The organism is Labrys sp. KB_33_2 (assembly GCF_052114505.1).
GTDB lineage: Bacteria > Pseudomonadota > Alphaproteobacteria > Rhizobiales > Labraceae > Labrys.
The window spans coordinates 22,048-39,289 of the sequence record NZ_JBFREW010000021.1 but is presented as its reverse complement, the minus strand read 5'-3'; the positions used below and the strand labels follow the sequence as shown (position 1 = coordinate 39,289).

Genomic DNA, 17,242 nt, shown 5'->3' with positions numbered 1-17,242 from the left:
CCGAGCGACATTATCTGTGCTCTCGACAAGAGAGCACGTCTCCGGGTTCGCGAACGTCTCGTCCGCTCTTGGAAACGCTTCGTTTGCAGAGAAAAGGCGGACGAGACGTCCGCGCACCCGGACATTCGCCCGTCAAGTTTCAGGTCTCGAAATCGCCAAAGATGTCCTGAAGCCGCGTCAGCTGTTCGACGCGCTCGCTGACCTCGTCGCCCAGCACGACGATGACATTGCTCAGCATCAGGTCGAGCACGGCCGTGATCGTCGCGGCTCCGTCCCAGAGCGGGCCGTGGGATCCCGGCACTACCAGGCAGATATCCGAAACCTCGGCGCCCCAAGGGCAGAACTCGTCGGTGATCAGGACCACCTTTACGCCGGCGCGGCGTGCCTCGATCGCCAAAGGCCGTGCCTTAGAGGCGAAGCGGCGGACATCATGCAGGAAGAGCAGCCTGCCGCTCACCGAGCCGTCGAGCAATTCGGCATAGGTCCCGTTCAGCCCGTCCACGAATTGCACGCGCGGCCGCGTATAGGAGAGCTGACTGGCGAAATATTGGGCTATGCCCCGTACATTCTGATAGGCGGCGACATAGACCTCGCTCGCGCCGACCAGGGCCTCGATGGTCTGCCGCCATTCAAGTGAGGTCGTCAGTCCGTAGATCTGGCCGAGATTGTCGATCTGCTGCTGGATCAGCCCCGCGAGAAGCTTGCCGCCACGAATGTCCTCGCGCAGGCGGTCGACCGGCCCCTTCACCTGCCAGGCCGGATTGGAGCTGCCGCGCCGCAATTCACGCTTGAGCTGGTCGAGACCGTCGAACCCCATGCGCCTGAGAAAGCGCCCCACCGTCATTGGCGAGAGCTCGAGGCGTTCGGCGATCGACTTGGCGGTCTCGAACGGAAGATCGGCGATGTTCCGTTCGAGATAATTGGCGATCAGCTTGTCGGACTTCGACCGCCGCAATGCCTCGTCTTGCAGGAGCTTGAGGATACGCTGCGCCACATCACCTCCCCAGGGCGTGTCGTCGGCCTCACTGGGCCGTCTTGACCTTGGTCCAGACGCGGTCCAACTGGCGGATGCCCGGGCCGAGATCCTGGAAGATCTGCAGCCTCTGCATGGTTTCCTGCGGCGGATTGATCTCCTTGCTATTCTTGATGTTGTCGGGGGTCAATTGCCGGGCCGGCAGATTGGGCGTGCCGTTGGTCTGCTGCGAGACATTCAGCGCCGCGATCTCGGGCCGGGTGTAGAACTGCAGGAACTTGATGGCGTTCTGCTTGTTCGGGGCCGATTTGAGGACGCAGATATCCTCCTGATACATGGTGGCCCCCTCTTCCGGGATCACGAAGCCAAGATCCTTGGGGTTGCCGAAGACGTCGATCATGGCGCCGATAAAGAAATGCGCTGCCGCGACGTCGCCCGCCCCCACCATCGGGCGGGCGTCATAGGTGAAGGCGGCAACCTCAGGCTTCATGGCGATCACGGTCTCGGCCGCCTGCTGCAATTCGGCCGGATCGGTCGAATTGACCTTGTGACCGTTGAGGATCAATCCGACCGCGAGCACCTCGCGCATGTCGTCGAGCAAGGTGAATTTCAGCCCCTTCGCCTTCACCGTGGCGAGTAGATCCTTCCAGCCGGTGATATCCTTGCCCAGCACCTTGCGGTTATAGAGGATGCCGACCGAACCGAAGGCATAAGGCAGGCAATATTCGCCCTTCGGATCGCTCTTGGCCCTGAGGAAGCTGGGTTCGATGTTCTTGAAGCCCTCATAGGAACCGATATCGGTCTTCTCCAAAAGGCCCAGCTTGTCCATGATGTCCTGCATGTGCACCGACGGGAACACGATGTCGTAGCCGGTTGCGCCGCCCTGGATCTTGGCGAGCATTTCCTCATTGGAGGAATAGGTTGAGAGATTGACCTTGATCTTGGTCTCCTCCTCGAACTTCTTCAGAACTGCCGGATTGATATATTCGCCCCAATTATAGACGTTGAGTTCCTCCGCCCAAGCGCTGCCCGCTGCCAGCAGCGCCGCGAGTGACAAGGCCAGGCCCGCGCACCAGGCACGCCGCCTCGTCCGGCCTCGACCGGCCGTATCAATGGTCTTGGTCATCCAAATTCTCCTCTGATGGCAGCGCCCGGCACGGACCTCCCGGGCCCGGTTTCCCATCGCGCTTTGCTGGTCACGGCTTCTGCCGGCCGTTGACTTCACTCAATAAATGGTATCAAAATATCTTAACATAACAAGAGTTATTTTAATAACATTTCGAGGGAAGACAGATGCAGGATTCGATCGTCCGGCTAGAGGGAGCGGCCAAGGCCTTCCCCACGCCGGAGGGACGCAGCGTGACCGCATTGGACGCGATCGATCTCGATGTGCGCCGCAATGAGTTCCTTACGCTTCTCGGCCCCTCCGGCTGCGGCAAGACCACTTTGCTCCACGCCATCAGCGGTTTCGTCGAGCTCGACGCAGGGCGTATCCTCATCGACGGGGAGGACATCACCGATCGCCCACCCTATCGGCGCCCCGTCAACACAGTGTTCCAGAACTATGCTCTCTTCCCGCATATGACGGTGGGCGAGAACACCGGCTATGCCCTCGAAATCGCCGGCATCGGCAAGGCCGAGCGTCTGCAGCGCGTCACCGCCGCGCTGCGCATGGTCGGCCTGGAAGGCACCGAAAGCCGCCGGCCGCGCCAGCTATCCGGCGGGCAGCAGCAGCGGGTTGCCCTCGCCCGCGCCATCATCGCCCGGCCCAAGCTCGTCCTCCTGGACGAACCCTTGTCGGCGCTCGACAAGAACCTGCGCCAGGCCATGCAGATCGAGCTCAAGACGCTGCAGCACGAGCTCGGCATCTCCTTCATCTTCGTGACCCACGACCAGCAGGAAGCCCTGACCATGTCCGATCGCGTGGCCGTACTTTCGGGCGGCCGCATCCAGCAGCTCGACACGCCGCGCAACGTCTACGACCACCCCGCCAATATTTTCGTCGCCACCTTCGTGGGCGCCAGCAACCTGTTCGAGGGCAAGGTCCGAGGTGATGAACTGGTGACGGAGGACGGCACGACGATCCGCCATCGCACGGCACGGACGTCGGCATCCGGCAGCGCCACCGCCCTGATCCGGCCCGAGCAGTTCCTCCTGGCAGACAATGACGCCAACCTGCCCGGCCTCGATATCGAACTCAGGCAAATCGTCTTCGTGGGCTCGTCCTTCGAATTGTTCGGGCACACGGGCCAGGGCCGGCCGATCGTGGTCGAAGTGCCCGCCACGCGCCGCGAGGCCGTCGGCGCCATCGAGCAAAGCCGCCGGGCGCGGATCTCCTACGATCCTGGCGCCGTCCACCTCATCGAGCCGGGAGCGAGCATCTGACATGTCCATTGCCAGCCGCCGCCGTGTCGAACTTTCCCTGCTCCTCGGACCTGTCAGCGCCTTCCTCGCCCTCTTCTTCCTGGTGCCGCTTGCCATCATGATGGTCACCAGCTTCCTCACCCCGGGCCTCTATGGCGGGGTGGAATGGAGCTTCTATCCCGATAATTTCGGGCGCATCCTCGGCTTTGCCAACCCGGCCTTCGAGGAATTCGATCCGATCTACATCGCGATCTTCCTGCGTTCCCTGAAGATCGCTGCTTTCACAGTGCTGACCGCCTTGATCGTGTGCTATCCGGCCGCCTTCTGCATCGCCAGCCTGCCAGCACGCTGGAAGAATTTCTGTCTCTTCCTGATCACCCTGCCCTTCTTCACCAGCCTGATCGTGCGCCTGTTCGTCTGGGTGCTGATCCTGCGCCAGACGGGCCTGGTCAACGAGGCGCTGCTGTCGACCGGGCTGATCGCCCGTCCGCTCGATCTCATCTACACCGACGGCGCCATTATCCTGGGCATGGTCTATGTCTACATCCCCTTCATGTTCATGCCCGTCTATGCCAGCGTGGAGAAGCTCGACTGGACGCTGGTGCGCGCCTCGCTCGATCTCGGCGCCGGACCGATCCGCACCTTCCTGCGCATCATCCTGCCGCTGACCGCCCCCGGCATCGCCGGCGGCGCCATCATCGTCTTCATCCCAGCGCTCGGCAATTTCGTGGTGCCGGCCATTCTCGGCGGCGCCAAGGTGATGATGCTCGGCAATCTGATCGAGCAGCAATTCCTGTCCGCCCGCAACTGGCCCTTCGGCTCGGCGCTGGCCATGATGGTGATGAGCGTGATGCTCGTGCTGTTGATGGTCTATGTCTTCACCTCCAGCCGCCGCCCGGCGGCGGCAGGCCAGGGAGGCGGCGCATGAAAGCCGTTCGCTTCCTCGCCCGCGGTGGCCTCGTCGCCTATACGGCCCTGTTCTTCGCCTTCATCTATGTGCCGCTCGCGGTGATTGCGGTCTATTCGTTCAACGCCAATCCAGTGAACATGATGACCTGGAGCGGCTTCACCACCGAGTGGTACGCCCAGGTCCTCGGTTTCAAGACCGCGATCTCGGAGAGCGCCCTTTATATCGAATCGACCGACCAGCTCCTGCGCGCCGTCAGGAACAGCCTCGTCATCGCCGGGGCGACCACGGCGATCGCCACAATCTTCGGCACGGCGCTTGCCATCGCCCTGCACCGCTATGCCTTCTTCGGCGCCCGCTTCTATCGAGCCTCGCTCTTCATGCCCATGCTGATGCCGGACATCGTGCTCGGCATCGCGCTGCTGATCTTCTTCGTCAATGCCGGCATCGAGCTCGGGCTGAAGACGATCATCATCGGCCAGTGCACCTTCCTGATCTCCTACGTCTTCATCGTCGTCTCCGCCCGCCTTGCCGGCATGGACCGGACGCTGGAGCATGCTTCGGCCGATCTCGGCGCCAATGAATGGACGACATTCCGCAAGGTGGTGTTCCCGCAGCTTCTGCCCGGTATCGTCGGGGGTGCGCTGCTCGCCTTCATCATCTCGATGGACGATCTGGTGATCACCTATTTCATCGCCGGCGTCGACGTCACCACCCTGCCGATGTTCATCTTCTCCATGCTTCGCCGTGGCATCAAACCGGAGATCAACGCGATCGCCGTGATGATGCTTGCCTTCTCCTTCGTGGTCGCCTCGCTCGGCCTCTACCTCCGCTCTCGCCAGAATTGACCAGCATGACACAAGCCAATCCTCCAGGGCGCAAGCCCCGCGCCCGCGACCTCGGCCTGCCCTTTTCGGGCAAGACGGGTCTGCATAATGCCATTACCGATGTGGAAGGGGTCGGCGTCGGCTTCACCACCCTTCTCGAGAACGAACCTCGCCCCGGCCGCAAGAGGCCATTGCGCACCGGCGTCACCGCCATCCTGCCGCATTGGGCCTCGCCGACGCCGGTTCCTGTTTATGCCGGCGTCCACCGCTTCAACGGCAATGGCGAGATGACCGGCACCCATTGGATCGAGGATGGCGGCAGCTTCATCGGGCCGGTGGTGATCACCAACACCCACGCCATCGGCATGGCGCATCACGCCACGGTGAAATGGATGCTCGAGCGCTACGCCTCGACCTATGACAGCGACGATTTCCTCTGGATCATGCCCGTCATCGCCGAGACCTATGATGGGGTGCTGAACGACATCAACGCCCTTGCCGTGTCCGAGGCCGATGTTCGCGCCGCCCTCGACGCCGCCGCCCCCGGTCCCGTGCGCGAAGGCAACTGCGGTGGCGGCACCGGCATGATCACCTATGGCTTCAAGGGCGGTACCGGCACGGCGTCACGCATCGTCGAGCTCGACGGCATCTCCTACACCATCGGCACGCTGGTGCAGGCCAATCATGGCCAGCGCGACTGGCTGACCATCCGCGGCGTACCGGTCGGCGAGCACCTTCGCGACGGCACGCCGCAGAGCCAGTTGCAGGAGCGCGGCTCGATCATCGTCGTCATCGCCACCGACCTGCCGCTCGCCCCGCACCAGCTCCAGCGCCTGGCGCGCCGGGCCGCCATCGGCATCGGCCGCAACGGCACACCAGGCGGCAACAATTCCGGCGACATCTTCCTGGCCTTCTCCACCGCCAATGCAAGGCCGATGCTGCACCGTGCCCCGCCGCGTTTCGGCATCGAGATCCTCAACGACGAACGGCTCGATCCAGCCTATCTCGCCGTGGTCGACAGCGTCGAGGAGGCCGTGGTCAACGCCATGCTCGCCGCCGAGGATGCCGGCGGCACGCCGCATGATCGTTTCCTGATCAAGGCCCTGCCGCACGCGCCCTTGATGGAGCTGATGCGGCGCTATGGCCGGCTGGCCTGAGGGCTTGCGCTCTCAGCGCAAGGGCAACCTCTTGTAGCGGCCCGGCTCCTCCGGGTCATGATGCTGGCTGTAGGGGCCCTCCTCCAGGAACAGCTTGTGGCAGAAGGCGAGCTTGTCTTTCGACAGGGTGACGCCCAGTCCAGGCCCCTCCGGCACGGCGACGAGATTGTCGATCGGTGCGAAGACGCCCTCTTCCACCACGTCGTAGGGCTGCATGCGGAACAGCGACTGGCTGGGCTCGCGCAGATGGGAGAAGGCAGCGCTGAGATGCAGATAGACGGCGCTGCCGATGCCGGTATTGGCGCTGTAGCACCAGAAATCGATACCCATCGCTTCGCAGGCACCGATGAAACGCACCGTGCGACCGATGCCGCCATGCACATTGACGTCGGTAACGATGGCATCGGGCACGCTGAGCGCCACCGCCTTCTGGATATCGACATTGTGTCCGGAGAACGGAATGGCGGTGTGCCGGCGCAAGCTCGCCATCTCCTCGAAGGTGGCGCAGGGCTCTTCCCAGTTGCGGATGTCGAGATCCTCGATACGGCTGGCAATGCGTTTGGCCTCGGTCACCGAATAGGCCATGTTGGAATCGATGCGGATGATCGCATCGGGTCCGAGCTGCCGGCGCATCAGTCGGAGCGCCTCGATGCTGGGCTCCGGATCGCGGGTGCAGAGCTTGCCCTCGAAGATGGTGGTGCCGAACCGCTCCTTCAGGCCAACGCAATATTCCGCCACGGCTTCCGGCGTGAGCTCGCCACCCCTGCCGTTCCTGGCCTGGCGGAAGCCGAAATAATCGGCGAAGGCGATCTTCTTGCGCACGGCTCCGCCGAGCAGGTCGTAGAGCGGGCGCCCAGCCGCCTTGCCCTTGATATCCCACAGCGCCGTCTCGATGGCGGCGAAAGCCCTGATCGAGGCGAAGTCGATAGTGGAGGTCACGCCGCGCCAGCTCGGCAGGCAGATGAGTTCGGCGCCGGCGATGTCGTGGGCGTCGCGCCCGATCAGGGCAGGCGCCATCCGCTCGACGATGGCGCAGGCGAGCCAGGAGGCCGCTTCGCCGAGCCCGGTGAGGCCCTCGTCCGTCTCCACCTCGACCACGCAGCGCGAGGACCCCGGCAGCCAGCCGAAAGACCACCAATAGGGTGCCTCGATCGGCAGGTTGATCGGCGTGGCACGGATGGCGGTGATCTTCATGGGATGGGGCCCTGGCGGTGGCGGGGGAAGAATCTGTGGCTTGGATGGGAGTGATTGGCAAGGGCATTGGAGCGCGGACATCCTGTCTGCTCTTGATCCTGTCTGCGAAGTGTTTCCAAGAGTGGGCTGGAAGTCCGCGCTCGCAGGTCACTCCAATCGCCGGCGGAACAGCCAGCTGGCCGCCGCCAGCGAAACGGCCGCGATGACAGCCATCGGCCAGGTGTTGGCCACCACCGCCTCCAGAGGCAGGTCGCGCAGGAACACACCCTTCACGATCACCAGGAAATAGCGCAGCGGGTTGATGACCGTGATCGGCTGCAGCCAGGCCGGCATGTTCTCGATCGGCGTGGCAAAGCCGGAGAGCAGCATGGCCGGCACCAGGAAGAGAAAGGCTCCGAGGATGGCTTGCTGCTGGGTGGTCGACAGGGCCGAGATGAACAGGCCGATGCCAGCCACGGCGAGGAGATAGAAGACCGCGCTGCCATAGAGCAGCAGCAAGGAGCCCCGCAGCGGCACCCCGAAGATCATGACGGCAGCCACGATATAAACGGTCAGATGGAAGGTCCCGATCAGCATGGGCGGCAGCACCTTGCCCAACAGGATCTCGTGCGTGCGCAAGGGAGAGACCATGAGCTGGTCGAAGGTGCCGAGTTCCCGCTCGCGCGCGATCGACAAGGCCGTGACGATCAGCCCGATCAAGAGCGCGATGGCGGCTACCAGATTGGGCACCATGAACCATTGGAAGGTCAGGTTCGAATTGAACCAGTTGCGCACGACCACGTCGATGGCCCGACCGCCGGCAGCCTTGCCAAGGGCGGTGTCGGCGCCGAGGCCGGAGGCGATCTGGTTGAGATAACCTGCCACGATCTGGGAGGCATTGGACTTGCGGCCATCGAGGACGAGGCCGAGATCGGCCGGCCGACGCGCCTCGATATCGCGGGAAAAGGTTGGGCCGATCTCGATGGCAGCAATGACCTCCTGCCTGTCGATGGCGGTGCGCAGCTCTAAGGGATCCTGCGTGCGGCGGACGGAGCGGAAGGTGGGCGAGCCCTCGACGCGTCGGATCAGCTCCTGGCTCCAGGCGCCGTTGTCGCGGTTGAGCACGAGAAGGTCGACATTCTTCACCTCCAGCGTGGCGGCGAAGGAAAACACCAGGAGCTGGAGGATGGGTGGCACCACCAGGATGATGCGGCTCTTGGGATCCCGCAGGATCCCCAGCAACTCCTTGATGATCAGGGCCCTGAGGCGCACCAGTCCCATCTCAGCCGATCCTCTTGCGGGTGCTGCGGGCCGCAGCCAGGAAGAAGACGAAGCCGATAAAGAGCATCACCGCGATGGCCTTGAGGAACATCGGCCAGATGTCACCGGCCAGGAATACCGATTGCAGGCTGGGGATCAGATAGCGCACGGGCAGGATCAAGGTGATCCACTGGATCACCCGAGGCATCGAATTGATCTCGAACAGGAAGCCCGACAGCAGGAAAGCCGGAAGGAAGGCCGAGATCAGCGCGAGCTGCGAAGCCAGGAACTGGTTCTTGGTGGCGGCTGAGATCAGGAGCCCCTGCCCCAGTGCCGGGATGAGGAAACTGGCCGACAAGGCATAGAGCGCCAGCAGCGAGCCCCGGAAAGGCACGCCGAACAGGAGGACCGCCACCAGCACGCACAGGGTCATCGAAGCCAGGCCAAGCAGGAAATAGGGTATGAGCTTGCCGGCCAGCAACTCGGCGGCACTGACGGGCGTCGCCATCATCGCTTCCATGGTGCCGCGCTCCCATTCACGGGCCACCACCAGCGAGGTCAGCAGCGTGCCGATCAGCGCCATGACGATGGCGATGGAACCGGGAACCAGGAAGTTGCGGCTGGTCAGCTCCGGGTTGAACCAGAAACGCTGTTGCACCTCGATCGCCGGCTGGCCGACACCTCGCTCGCCCCCTCGAATCGTCGCCCAGGTGGCGATGACGCCGCGGGCATAGTTCTGCACGAAATTCGCGTTGTTCGGATCCGAACCATCGACGAGAATCTGGATCGCTGGCCCGGTGGCGGAGGCAAAATCGGCAGCGAAGGTCGAGGGAATGACGATAATGCCCCTGATCCGCCCCACGATCAGGTCCTCTTCGAATTCGCGCCGGTCATGCCCCTGCCTGACTTCGAAATAGCCCGAGGCCTGAAAGCTTGCGGCGATGTCGCGGGTCAGCGGCGATGGATCCTCGAGGACCAGTCCCACACGGGTGCGGGTGGCGTCCAGGGAAACGCCGTAGCCGAAGAGGAAGAGCAGGATCAGCGGCAGCACGAAGGCGATCAGGATGGAGCTGGGATCGCGGACGATCTGATAGCTTTCCTTGCGCACCAGGGCGGCGAAGCGCGACAGCCGGGCGGAGCGGTCCGCCGCGACGGATGGCAGCGCGGTTTCCTGGGCAGCGATGGAGGATACAGGCTCAGGCTTGCTCATGCCGCCTTGGCCTCCGAACCCTGCACGAGCGCGACGAAGGCGTCCTCCATGGTCGGATCGGGATTGGCGGCATCGGCAACCCGTGCCTTGAGTTCGTCAGGCGAACCCAGCGCAATCGAGCGCCCGCGATAGATCAGCGAAATCCGGTCGCAATATTCGGCCTCGTCCATGAAATGGGTAGTGACCAGCACGGTCACGCCCTTCTCGACGAGCGCGTTGATATGGGTCCAGAATTCGCGCCGCGTGATCGGGTCGACCCCCGATGTCGGCTCGTCGAGAAAGAGCGCTTCCGGCTCGTGCATGACGGCGCATGCAAGCGCCAGGCGCTGCTTGAGGCCGAGCGGCAGATCCTTGGCGGACATGCCTCTTCGCGGGCCGAAATCGAAGATCTCGGTCATCAGTTCGATGCGTTCGCGCTTGCGAGCGCCGGTCAGGCCATAGACGCCGGCAAAAAAGGCGAGGTTCTGCGCCACGCTGAGATCGCCATAGAGCGAGAATTTCTGGGCCATGTAGCCCAGGCGATTACGGGCCTCGGCCGAGTCGCGCCTGAGGTCGAAGCCGGCGACGCGCCCCTCGCCGCCCGTGGGCTTGAGCAAGCCGCACAGCATCTTGAAGGTGGTGGACTTGCCGGCACCGTTCGGCCCCAGCAACCCGAAGATCTGGCCACGCGGGATCTCGAAGGAAATATCCTGCGCCGCAGCGAAATCGCCGAAATGCTTGGTCAACCCTCGCGCCTCGATCACGGGTTGCCCCTCCTCGACGGGCAGCGTCCGCGCCGCCTCGGCAAGCCGCGAGCGTCCGCCGGGGCCGCCCCCGAGCAGATCGACGAAGGCATCCTCGAAGCGCGGCTGTATCGGCTGCGGCTTTGCACGAGCACCCGCGGCGCGTGCAGCCTCCTCGGCAAAGCCCGCCCCGGCCGCCGTCACCAGCCGGATGGCCTGGCCCTGAATGACGCCATCGACGATCCCCGGCACCGCGAGCGCCCGCGACAGCGCCGGACGGCGTCGGCCCTCGATATCGCCGAGACGGAACACGCGGCCCTCGACCTTGCTGGTGAGTTCGGAGGGCACCCCGGCAAACAGCAGCTTGCCCCGATTCAATAGCAGCACGCGGTCGCAGGTCTGGGCCTCGTCGAGATAGGCGGTGGACCAGACCACGCCGATGCCCTCATGGGTCAGATCCTCCACCATCTTCCACAGATCGCGCCGCGAAATCGGGTCGACGCCCACCCCCGGCTCGTCGAGCAGCAGCAGGCGCGGCTTCTTGAGCAGCGCGCAGGCCAGTCCCAGCTTCTGCTTCATGCCGCCAGAGAGCCGACCGGCCAGGCGGCTGTTGAAGGGGCCGAGATCGGTGAAGGCCAGCAATTCCTCGAAGGTGGCGACCCGCTCGCTCTTGGGCAGCCCGCGCAGATCGGCATAGAGATCTAGATTCTCCTGCACCGACAGGTCCTCATAGAGACCGAAGCGCTGGGGCATGTAGCCGATCGCCGCCTGGATCGAAGCCGCATCGCGGGCGGTGTCGAAGCCGAGCACCTGCAGGCGGCCCTCGTCAGGCAGCATCAGGCCCGTCATCAGGCGGATCAGCGTGGTTTTTCCGGCGCCGTCGGGGCCGACCAGCCCGGTGATCTCGCCCGGCCGGATCGAAGCCTCGATGCCGTCGAGCGCCTGGATCGTTCCGCCGAAGCGTTTGCTGACGCCGCAAATCTGGACGACTGCGTCGGTCATATCGGTGCCTTTCAGGGCTTGCCGCCTTGCTCGGCAGCCATATCGGCGAGGCGCACCGTCACCGGCATGCCCTGCAGGAGCGCACTGTCCGGCTCGTCGACCACGATGCGCAGGCGATAGACCAGATCAGTGCGCAGTTCCGGTGTCTCCACCGTCTTCGGCGTGAATTCGGCGACCGGCGAGACGAAGCCCACGCGCCCCTTGTAGCGCTTGGCCGGATCGGTATCCGAACGCACCTCCACCATCGTGCCGGTATGGACGCGGCCGAGATGGGTTTCCGCAATGAAGGCCCGGATCCAGACAGGCTTGGTGAGCGACAGCACGAAAGCGATGTCGTTGGGAGCCAGGATCGCTCCCTTCTCGCGGACACGAGAGAGAATGACGCCATCGGCCGGCGCGACCAGGATGGTGTCGGCGGTGGTCGTCCGGGCCGAAGCAAGGTTGGCCTCGGCCGCCTCCAGGCTGGCCTTGGCGGCGGCGATATCCTCGGCACGTGTGCCCAACTCCAGCAGGGTCAAGGCTTCCCTGGCCGCGTTCACCCGGGCCTGAGCCGCATCGCGGGCGGCGACCGCCTGGTCGAGCCCGCCCTGCGAGACGGTGCCGCTCGGCCGGAGCTGGAAGGAACGGGTGTAGCTCTGTTCGGCATTGATGAGATCGGCCTGGCGTTCGGCGAGGACGGCCCTTGCCTGCGCGATCTCGGAAACGCGTGGGCCTGCTTCCAGCTTGGCGAGCGTGGCGCGCTGGCCGGCCGCCTGCGCCTGCGCCACCTCGACCAGGTCCTGGTAAGGCCTGTTGTCCAGCCGGGCGAGCGTATCGCCCGCCTTCACGCTATCGCCTTCGTCCACCAGGGTTTCGGCGAGCTTGCCGCTGACGCGAAAGCCGAGCTGCACCTGGCGGATATCGACATTGCCGTAGAGGACCAGCTCTTTCTCCGCGCGTTCGACCCAGCCCATGCGCTGGGGCAGATCGAACCACCAGGCAGCGAGCGCACCACCGGCGAGTGCCAGCAGAACGATGGGAACGGCAGCTTTCTTCATGAGCGGCCTCCTTCCGCAGCAAGGGCAGCGACGAGTTCACCGGCATGGCGCCGCACGGTTTCCACCTCGTCGGCACCGATGGTGTCCCAGGCGAGATGGCGCTTCACGGCCGCATGCGCGACCCGGAAAACCATCAGGCCGCCAAGCAGAGACAGGGTGCGCAGCTTGACGTGACGAGTAAGCCCATCCTCGCCCAGCACGATGCCCACCAGCATGCTCGCCGCCTCGAGCATGGGTTTCATCACCTGCGCGAAGATACGTTCGAAAGCCTCGGTCGGCTCCATCTGCTCACGGATGAGGAAGCGCGCCAGCGGCTCGGATATCGGCCCAATGAACAGGACTGCCATGGCCTGCGCCAGCTCGGTCAGAAAGGCCTGGGCCTCCTGCCGATCGATGGTCGTGCCCCCGCCCGTGGCTTCGGCGAGGCGCGCTCGGATGCGCCCTCCCAGGCCGCCAACATGGGATGAAATCAGGCTGGCGATATGATCGGCCGTGGCAACGTAGAGCCCTTCCTTGCTGCCGAAATAATAGGGAATCGCCTGCAGGTTGACGCTGGCGGCATCCGCCAGCATGCGCGTCGAAGCGCCGTCGAAGCCATAGCGACCGAACACGCCGATCGACGCATCGAGCAGCTTCTCGCGGGTTGCATCACCGCGGCCGCTCGGGGCCGGAGGAGCGGATTGTTTCTTGACCATGACGCAACTCATAGTCGAAGTTCGGTTTTCAGTCAATCGATTGAATTATACTATCCGATACAAATTGCGGCCTTCGAAAATGACACAATGAAGCCGCCGGATATCGATGCATCGATATCCGGCGGCGAACGTCTCAGAGATTGAAGCAGCCTGGTCTTGCCGATCAGAACCGGAGGCTGAACTTGCCCGATACGTTCTGGTCGAAACTGCCCCGGCGGGCAAACTGGCCGCCATAGGCCACGCTCAGCGTCGCCGACTGGCTGAGGGCAAGATCGAGCCCGGCCTTGGCCACGAGGGCGTTTTCGGCAATCGGCACGCCCTCCACACCGAACGGCGTGCCGCCGTCGAACGCGAACGTTCCATGCGGCGTGGTATCGCCGAAGGCGTGGCGCCAGCCGAGCGTGGCACTGACGCGCGCCGTCAGGCTGGCGAGTTCGAAGTCGGTGGAGGCCCGCAGCCCCAGCGTGCTGAAGGTGACGTCCGTATTGGAGGACGAGGCCGCAAGCGCCGCATTGCCGCCGCGCTCATGGAAGCTATCTGCGCGCAGATCGAGGAAAGCGAGATTGGCGAAGGGTTCGAAACCAACGGCGCCGAAGCGCAGATTATAGCCGGCCTCGCCAAAAACCTGTGCCGTGCCGGCCCGGTAGTCGGCATTGATGCCCTGCCCGGCCGCCACGCGGCTGGTGGAGATGTCGTGCCAGGTGTAGAAGGCGCCCGCACGCAGGGCGAGCTGACCCACCATCGTGCCGGCATAGAGGCCCAGGTGGTAGTTGTCGGCGTCGCCGCTGCCCAGGCCCCGGGTGCTGAAGCTGGTACGGCTATAGCCTGCCAGTGCACCGAGCCGCACATCCGTCTCGCCGAGCGATATGGGCGCATCGGCGCCAAACAGGAAACCGCCGCTGTTGCGCGTCATGCCGGCAGCGTTACCGGTGCTGCCGGTACGCCCCCAGGAGCCGAAACCCTGCCCCCAGACAGAAAGCCCGTCTGCCGCAGGAGGCGCTACCGGTGAAGGCGAACCCGCAGGCGCAGTCGAATTGCCGAGCGAGGCAAACTGCATGGGCATGGCCGAAGCGGCGCCGCTCCCCGTCGTCGGCAGGCCCGCTGCCGCCGTCGTCTCGAAAGCCGAACGCAAGCGATCGGTTGCCATGGCGCCCAACTGGCTGTCACCTTCGATCAGGGCAGTCTGCGCTGTTACATTGACCTCCCCCGACAGCGAGGCCAGGTGCCCGCCAAGATCGGCGCCGGCATTGGCCACCAGGAAGTCATCGAAGAGGGCATTCCCCCTTCCCAGTGATTCCAAGCCGGCCGCGGCAGCCCGCTGATTGGCCGTCTGGCCGACGCTCGAAAAGCTGCGGCCATTGCGGCCGATGGTCATTGTCACCTGGGTGGGGTCATAGCCGAAGCTGGCCCCGAGGAAGGCGTAGTCCGGCAGAGCGCCCTCGAAGCGTCCGCCGACACCACCTTCGGCGGTCAGGATGGTGTATTCCTTGCCATAAAGCGCGAGCAACTGCTCCTTGCTCAACAGGTCATTACCGCCCTGGGCACCGATCAGGACGGTGCCGCCGTCCAGCGTCGCCTTGCCGGTCACCGCGATCCGGTCCGCCCTGTCGCCGGCACTGACATCCACCTGGTAATAGCTGCCCTGCCCGAAGCGGGCATCGCCCTTCACCATCAGCACGCCGGCCCCGGTCGGGGTGACCAGGCCGCCCGACTTGGCGTCGAGGCCGCCGATGATGCCACCGCCGCCAAGCACCGCGCCCCGGTCGATGGTCACCGACGAGGTCAGCGAGCCATCGACCACCAGCGTTCCCTGCTTCACCTGGGTCGGCCCCGCATAGGTGCCCGTGCCGGTGAGGCGAAGCCCGCCCGCCCCGAGCTTGGTGAGGCCGCCCTCGCCCGTGATCGTCTGGCCCAAAGTTACGGCATTGCCCGCGCTGGCAATGTCGAGCGTCCCGCCGGCGCCCTCGAGCACCAGGGCCCGATCGAGACCGTGCATGTCGTTGCCGATGATGCGCAGCGTGCCATCGGCAAGCCGGAGCTTGGCCTGCGAAGTGCCGAGTGCCGCATCCTCCTCGACGATGAGAACGCCCTTGTCCTTGACCAGCGTCTCCCCGATAAAGGAATGGTCGTCGATGCAATACTCGCGGATCGCCTGCTGGAAGCGCGGATCCTTGCTTGCGCAATCCAGCAGGGTCTTCTTCTCCTCCAGTGTCAGCCCGGCGAGAATCGGATTGCCGTTCGCATCGGCGATCTGTCCGAGATAGACGTCCCTGCGCATATTGTTGCGGGTGAGGAAGAACGCCTTGCCGTCCTTGTCGAAGGTATTGGCCTCCTCGCCCCAAACCAGGCGTGTCTTGTCAGGCTGTGGGCCGCCAGCGGTCTCGGTGTAGGTCTGAAGGGCAGGACCGATCCATTTGATCTCATGGGCTACCGGCTCATGGTCGGATATCGGTGCTTTCGTGCCATCGGGCTTGGTTACATACACATCCTTGATGACCCCCAAATAGGGATCATTCGGGTCGTCAGCGAGAAAATACCATTTGCCAAAGGGACGTGAGGCCAGGAAGTGGTCGATCTTGGTGCGATCCCAGCTCTGCCAGGTGTTGGTATCGTCCTCCCCGGCAGAGGGCCAGGTCGAACTGCCGTCGTTGAAATCATGCGGCTTGTAGCGCTCACGCTCGGCTTCCGTTTGAAGAAGCATATATTGCTTCTTGAGGACGTTCATCGTCACCGGTTGATTGTCGGCGACCGGATGGGTCTCGTCCTTGAACGCGATGCCCTTGGTCTGGGCATCGAGTGCGATGATTTCCTCCCATTGCCGCCAGCTCATCTGGCTGATGCTGGTGATGCCCGGATATTTGCTCCTGTTGGCATCGAAATAGGCCTGGATGACGCTGCGATATTTCTCCTTGCCCTTGCCACCGGACCGCATGTCGTCGAAATATTCCTGGGCCTTGGCAAGCTGGTCCGAGCCCAGATATTCCTCCCTCAGCTTCTTGTAGAGCGCATTGTCTCCATAGGAGCCGACGACATATCCGGCAAACAGATAGGACTGTTGTGCCGCGCTGTGCAGCCCGCGCTCAGCGACGTCGCCCGCATTGAAATCACCCAGGAGGATGACAGGGCGCGAAGACGTCTTCGCCCAGTCATTGAGAGCCTGGGCTTCCTTGACGCGCCCCTGCGAGCCGTCGCTGTAGTCGAGATGGACGGTGCCGACCAACGTCTCCGGCCGCCCTCCCTGCTGACCGGTTACCGTGTAGCTGATGTTGCGGCCTTGCGTGGAAATGCCCGGCAGAACATAGGTGCCAAAGCTTCCCGGCAGCCGAGATATGACGCCGATATCCCCGATCTGGACCTTCCCATAGGTTCCCAGACCGGCCTCTTCGAGGAAGCCGGGAATATCGGAAACGTATCGGCTGCCGTTGACTTCCTGCATGCCAAGGATGTCGAAATTAGCCTTGGTCATGAAGTCGGCTACGACTTCTGGATTCTGCTTGAACTGATTCCAGATGTTCAGCGTCATGATCCGCAGCGTGCCGTCATCCTGGGCCAAGCTCGGCGTCGACGCCAAGGCGCACAGCGCAACCCCGCACAGCAAACGCGCACCAATGCCGAAAAACCTGAACCGACATGTGCGACCGCCATCCCCAATAGCCATTGGACTACCCCCATAAAATCAATCATGCGGGGCGGCCATGACCGGATCTGCTCAGAAGCATCCAGCTTGATCAAAGCAACATTTTGCCGCCCACATTGTCGTGGTGGCACACGCAAATGTCATGTTTATTACAATTTATCCGACCTGCGATGCTAAAGGCACGCTCGGAGCTGCTACCGCATTGGAAGAGTAGCTCGAAAAATAGCCACAATCGGAAGAAAACAAATAAAAACCTCACGCTGGCCCCCTAGCTTCGC

General features: G+C 63.7%; 13 protein-coding genes. 4 read left to right on the top strand and 9 right to left on the bottom strand.

Features of this window, described 5'->3' with window-relative positions; translation table 11 throughout:
- Positions 1–139: 139 nt before the first annotated feature.
- Positions 140–994 (bottom strand): MurR/RpiR family transcriptional regulator, encoded by an 855-nt coding sequence (locus AB4037_RS29520; protein ID WP_441773928.1) that lies wholly within the window; start codon positions 992–994, stop codon positions 140–142.
- A 28-nt stretch (positions 995–1,022) separates the two neighbouring features.
- A complete protein-coding gene (locus AB4037_RS29515; protein WP_441773927.1) occupies positions 1,023–2,099 on the bottom strand; it encodes a polyamine ABC transporter substrate-binding protein in 1,077 nt (358 codons plus the stop codon).
- 167 nt (positions 2,100–2,266) lie between these two features.
- Here AB4037_RS29515 and AB4037_RS29510 point away from each other — a divergent pair, with 167 nt between their 5' ends.
- From AB4037_RS29510 to AB4037_RS29495, 4 genes are read left to right on the top strand one after another with little or no spacing between them, the layout of a single operon-like run.
- Positions 2,267–3,358, top strand: a complete 1,092-nt coding sequence (locus AB4037_RS29510) for an ABC transporter ATP-binding protein (RefSeq protein WP_434956778.1) — start codon at positions 2,267–2,269, stop codon at positions 3,356–3,358.
- Between the two features lies 1 nt (position 3,359).
- The gene (locus AB4037_RS29505; protein ID WP_434956779.1) at positions 3,360–4,265 is read left to right on the top strand and encodes an ABC transporter permease; all 906 of its coding nucleotides are present in this window, start codon (positions 3,360–3,362) and stop codon (positions 4,263–4,265) included.
- A complete protein-coding gene (locus AB4037_RS29500; RefSeq protein ID WP_434956780.1) occupies positions 4,262–5,092 on the top strand; it encodes an ABC transporter permease in 831 nt (276 codons plus the stop codon). The genes AB4037_RS29505 and AB4037_RS29500 overlap by 4 nt, the downstream gene beginning before the upstream one ends.
- A 5-nt stretch (positions 5,093–5,097) precedes the next feature.
- Positions 5,098–6,228 (top strand): P1 family peptidase, encoded by a 1,131-nt coding sequence (locus AB4037_RS29495; RefSeq protein WP_434956781.1) that lies wholly within the window; start codon positions 5,098–5,100, stop codon positions 6,226–6,228.
- Between the two features lie 12 nt (positions 6,229–6,240).
- Here AB4037_RS29495 and AB4037_RS29490 read toward each other — a convergent pair whose 3' ends face one another.
- From AB4037_RS29490 to AB4037_RS29460, 7 genes are all read right to left on the bottom strand, one after another.
- Positions 6,241–7,422: a mandelate racemase/muconate lactonizing enzyme family protein gene (locus tag AB4037_RS29490; protein WP_441773926.1), complete on the bottom strand. Its 1,182-nt coding sequence runs from the start codon at positions 7,420–7,422 to the stop codon at positions 6,241–6,243.
- A 147-nt stretch (positions 7,423–7,569) separates the two neighbouring features.
- The gene (locus AB4037_RS29485; RefSeq protein WP_441773925.1) at positions 7,570–8,682 is read right to left on the bottom strand and encodes an ABC transporter permease; all 1,113 of its coding nucleotides are present in this window, start codon (positions 8,680–8,682) and stop codon (positions 7,570–7,572) included.
- Between the two features lies 1 nt (position 8,683).
- Positions 8,684–9,871 (bottom strand): ABC transporter permease, encoded by a 1,188-nt coding sequence (locus tag AB4037_RS29480; protein WP_441773924.1) that lies wholly within the window; start codon positions 9,869–9,871, stop codon positions 8,684–8,686.
- Positions 9,868–11,595, bottom strand: a complete 1,728-nt coding sequence (locus tag AB4037_RS29475) for an ATP-binding cassette domain-containing protein (RefSeq protein ID WP_441773923.1) — start codon at positions 11,593–11,595, stop codon at positions 9,868–9,870. Before AB4037_RS29475 ends, AB4037_RS29480 begins: the two co-directional genes overlap by 4 nt.
- Before the next feature lie 11 nt (positions 11,596–11,606).
- Positions 11,607–12,632 (bottom strand): secretion protein HlyD, encoded by a 1,026-nt coding sequence (gene hlyD / locus AB4037_RS29470; RefSeq protein ID WP_441773922.1) that lies wholly within the window; start codon positions 12,630–12,632, stop codon positions 11,607–11,609.
- Positions 12,629–13,327 carry a CerR family C-terminal domain-containing protein gene (locus tag AB4037_RS29465; protein ID WP_441773921.1) on the bottom strand — a complete coding sequence of 233 codons (699 nt, stop codon included), beginning with the start codon at positions 13,325–13,327 and terminating at the stop codon, positions 12,629–12,631. The genes hlyD and AB4037_RS29465 overlap by 4 nt, the downstream gene beginning before the upstream one ends.
- 163 nt (positions 13,328–13,490) lie before the next feature.
- Positions 13,491–16,880 carry an autotransporter domain-containing protein gene (locus tag AB4037_RS29460; protein WP_441773920.1) on the bottom strand — a complete coding sequence of 1,130 codons (3,390 nt, stop codon included), beginning with the start codon at positions 16,878–16,880 and terminating at the stop codon, positions 13,491–13,493.
- Positions 16,881–17,242: the final 362 nt, after the last annotated feature.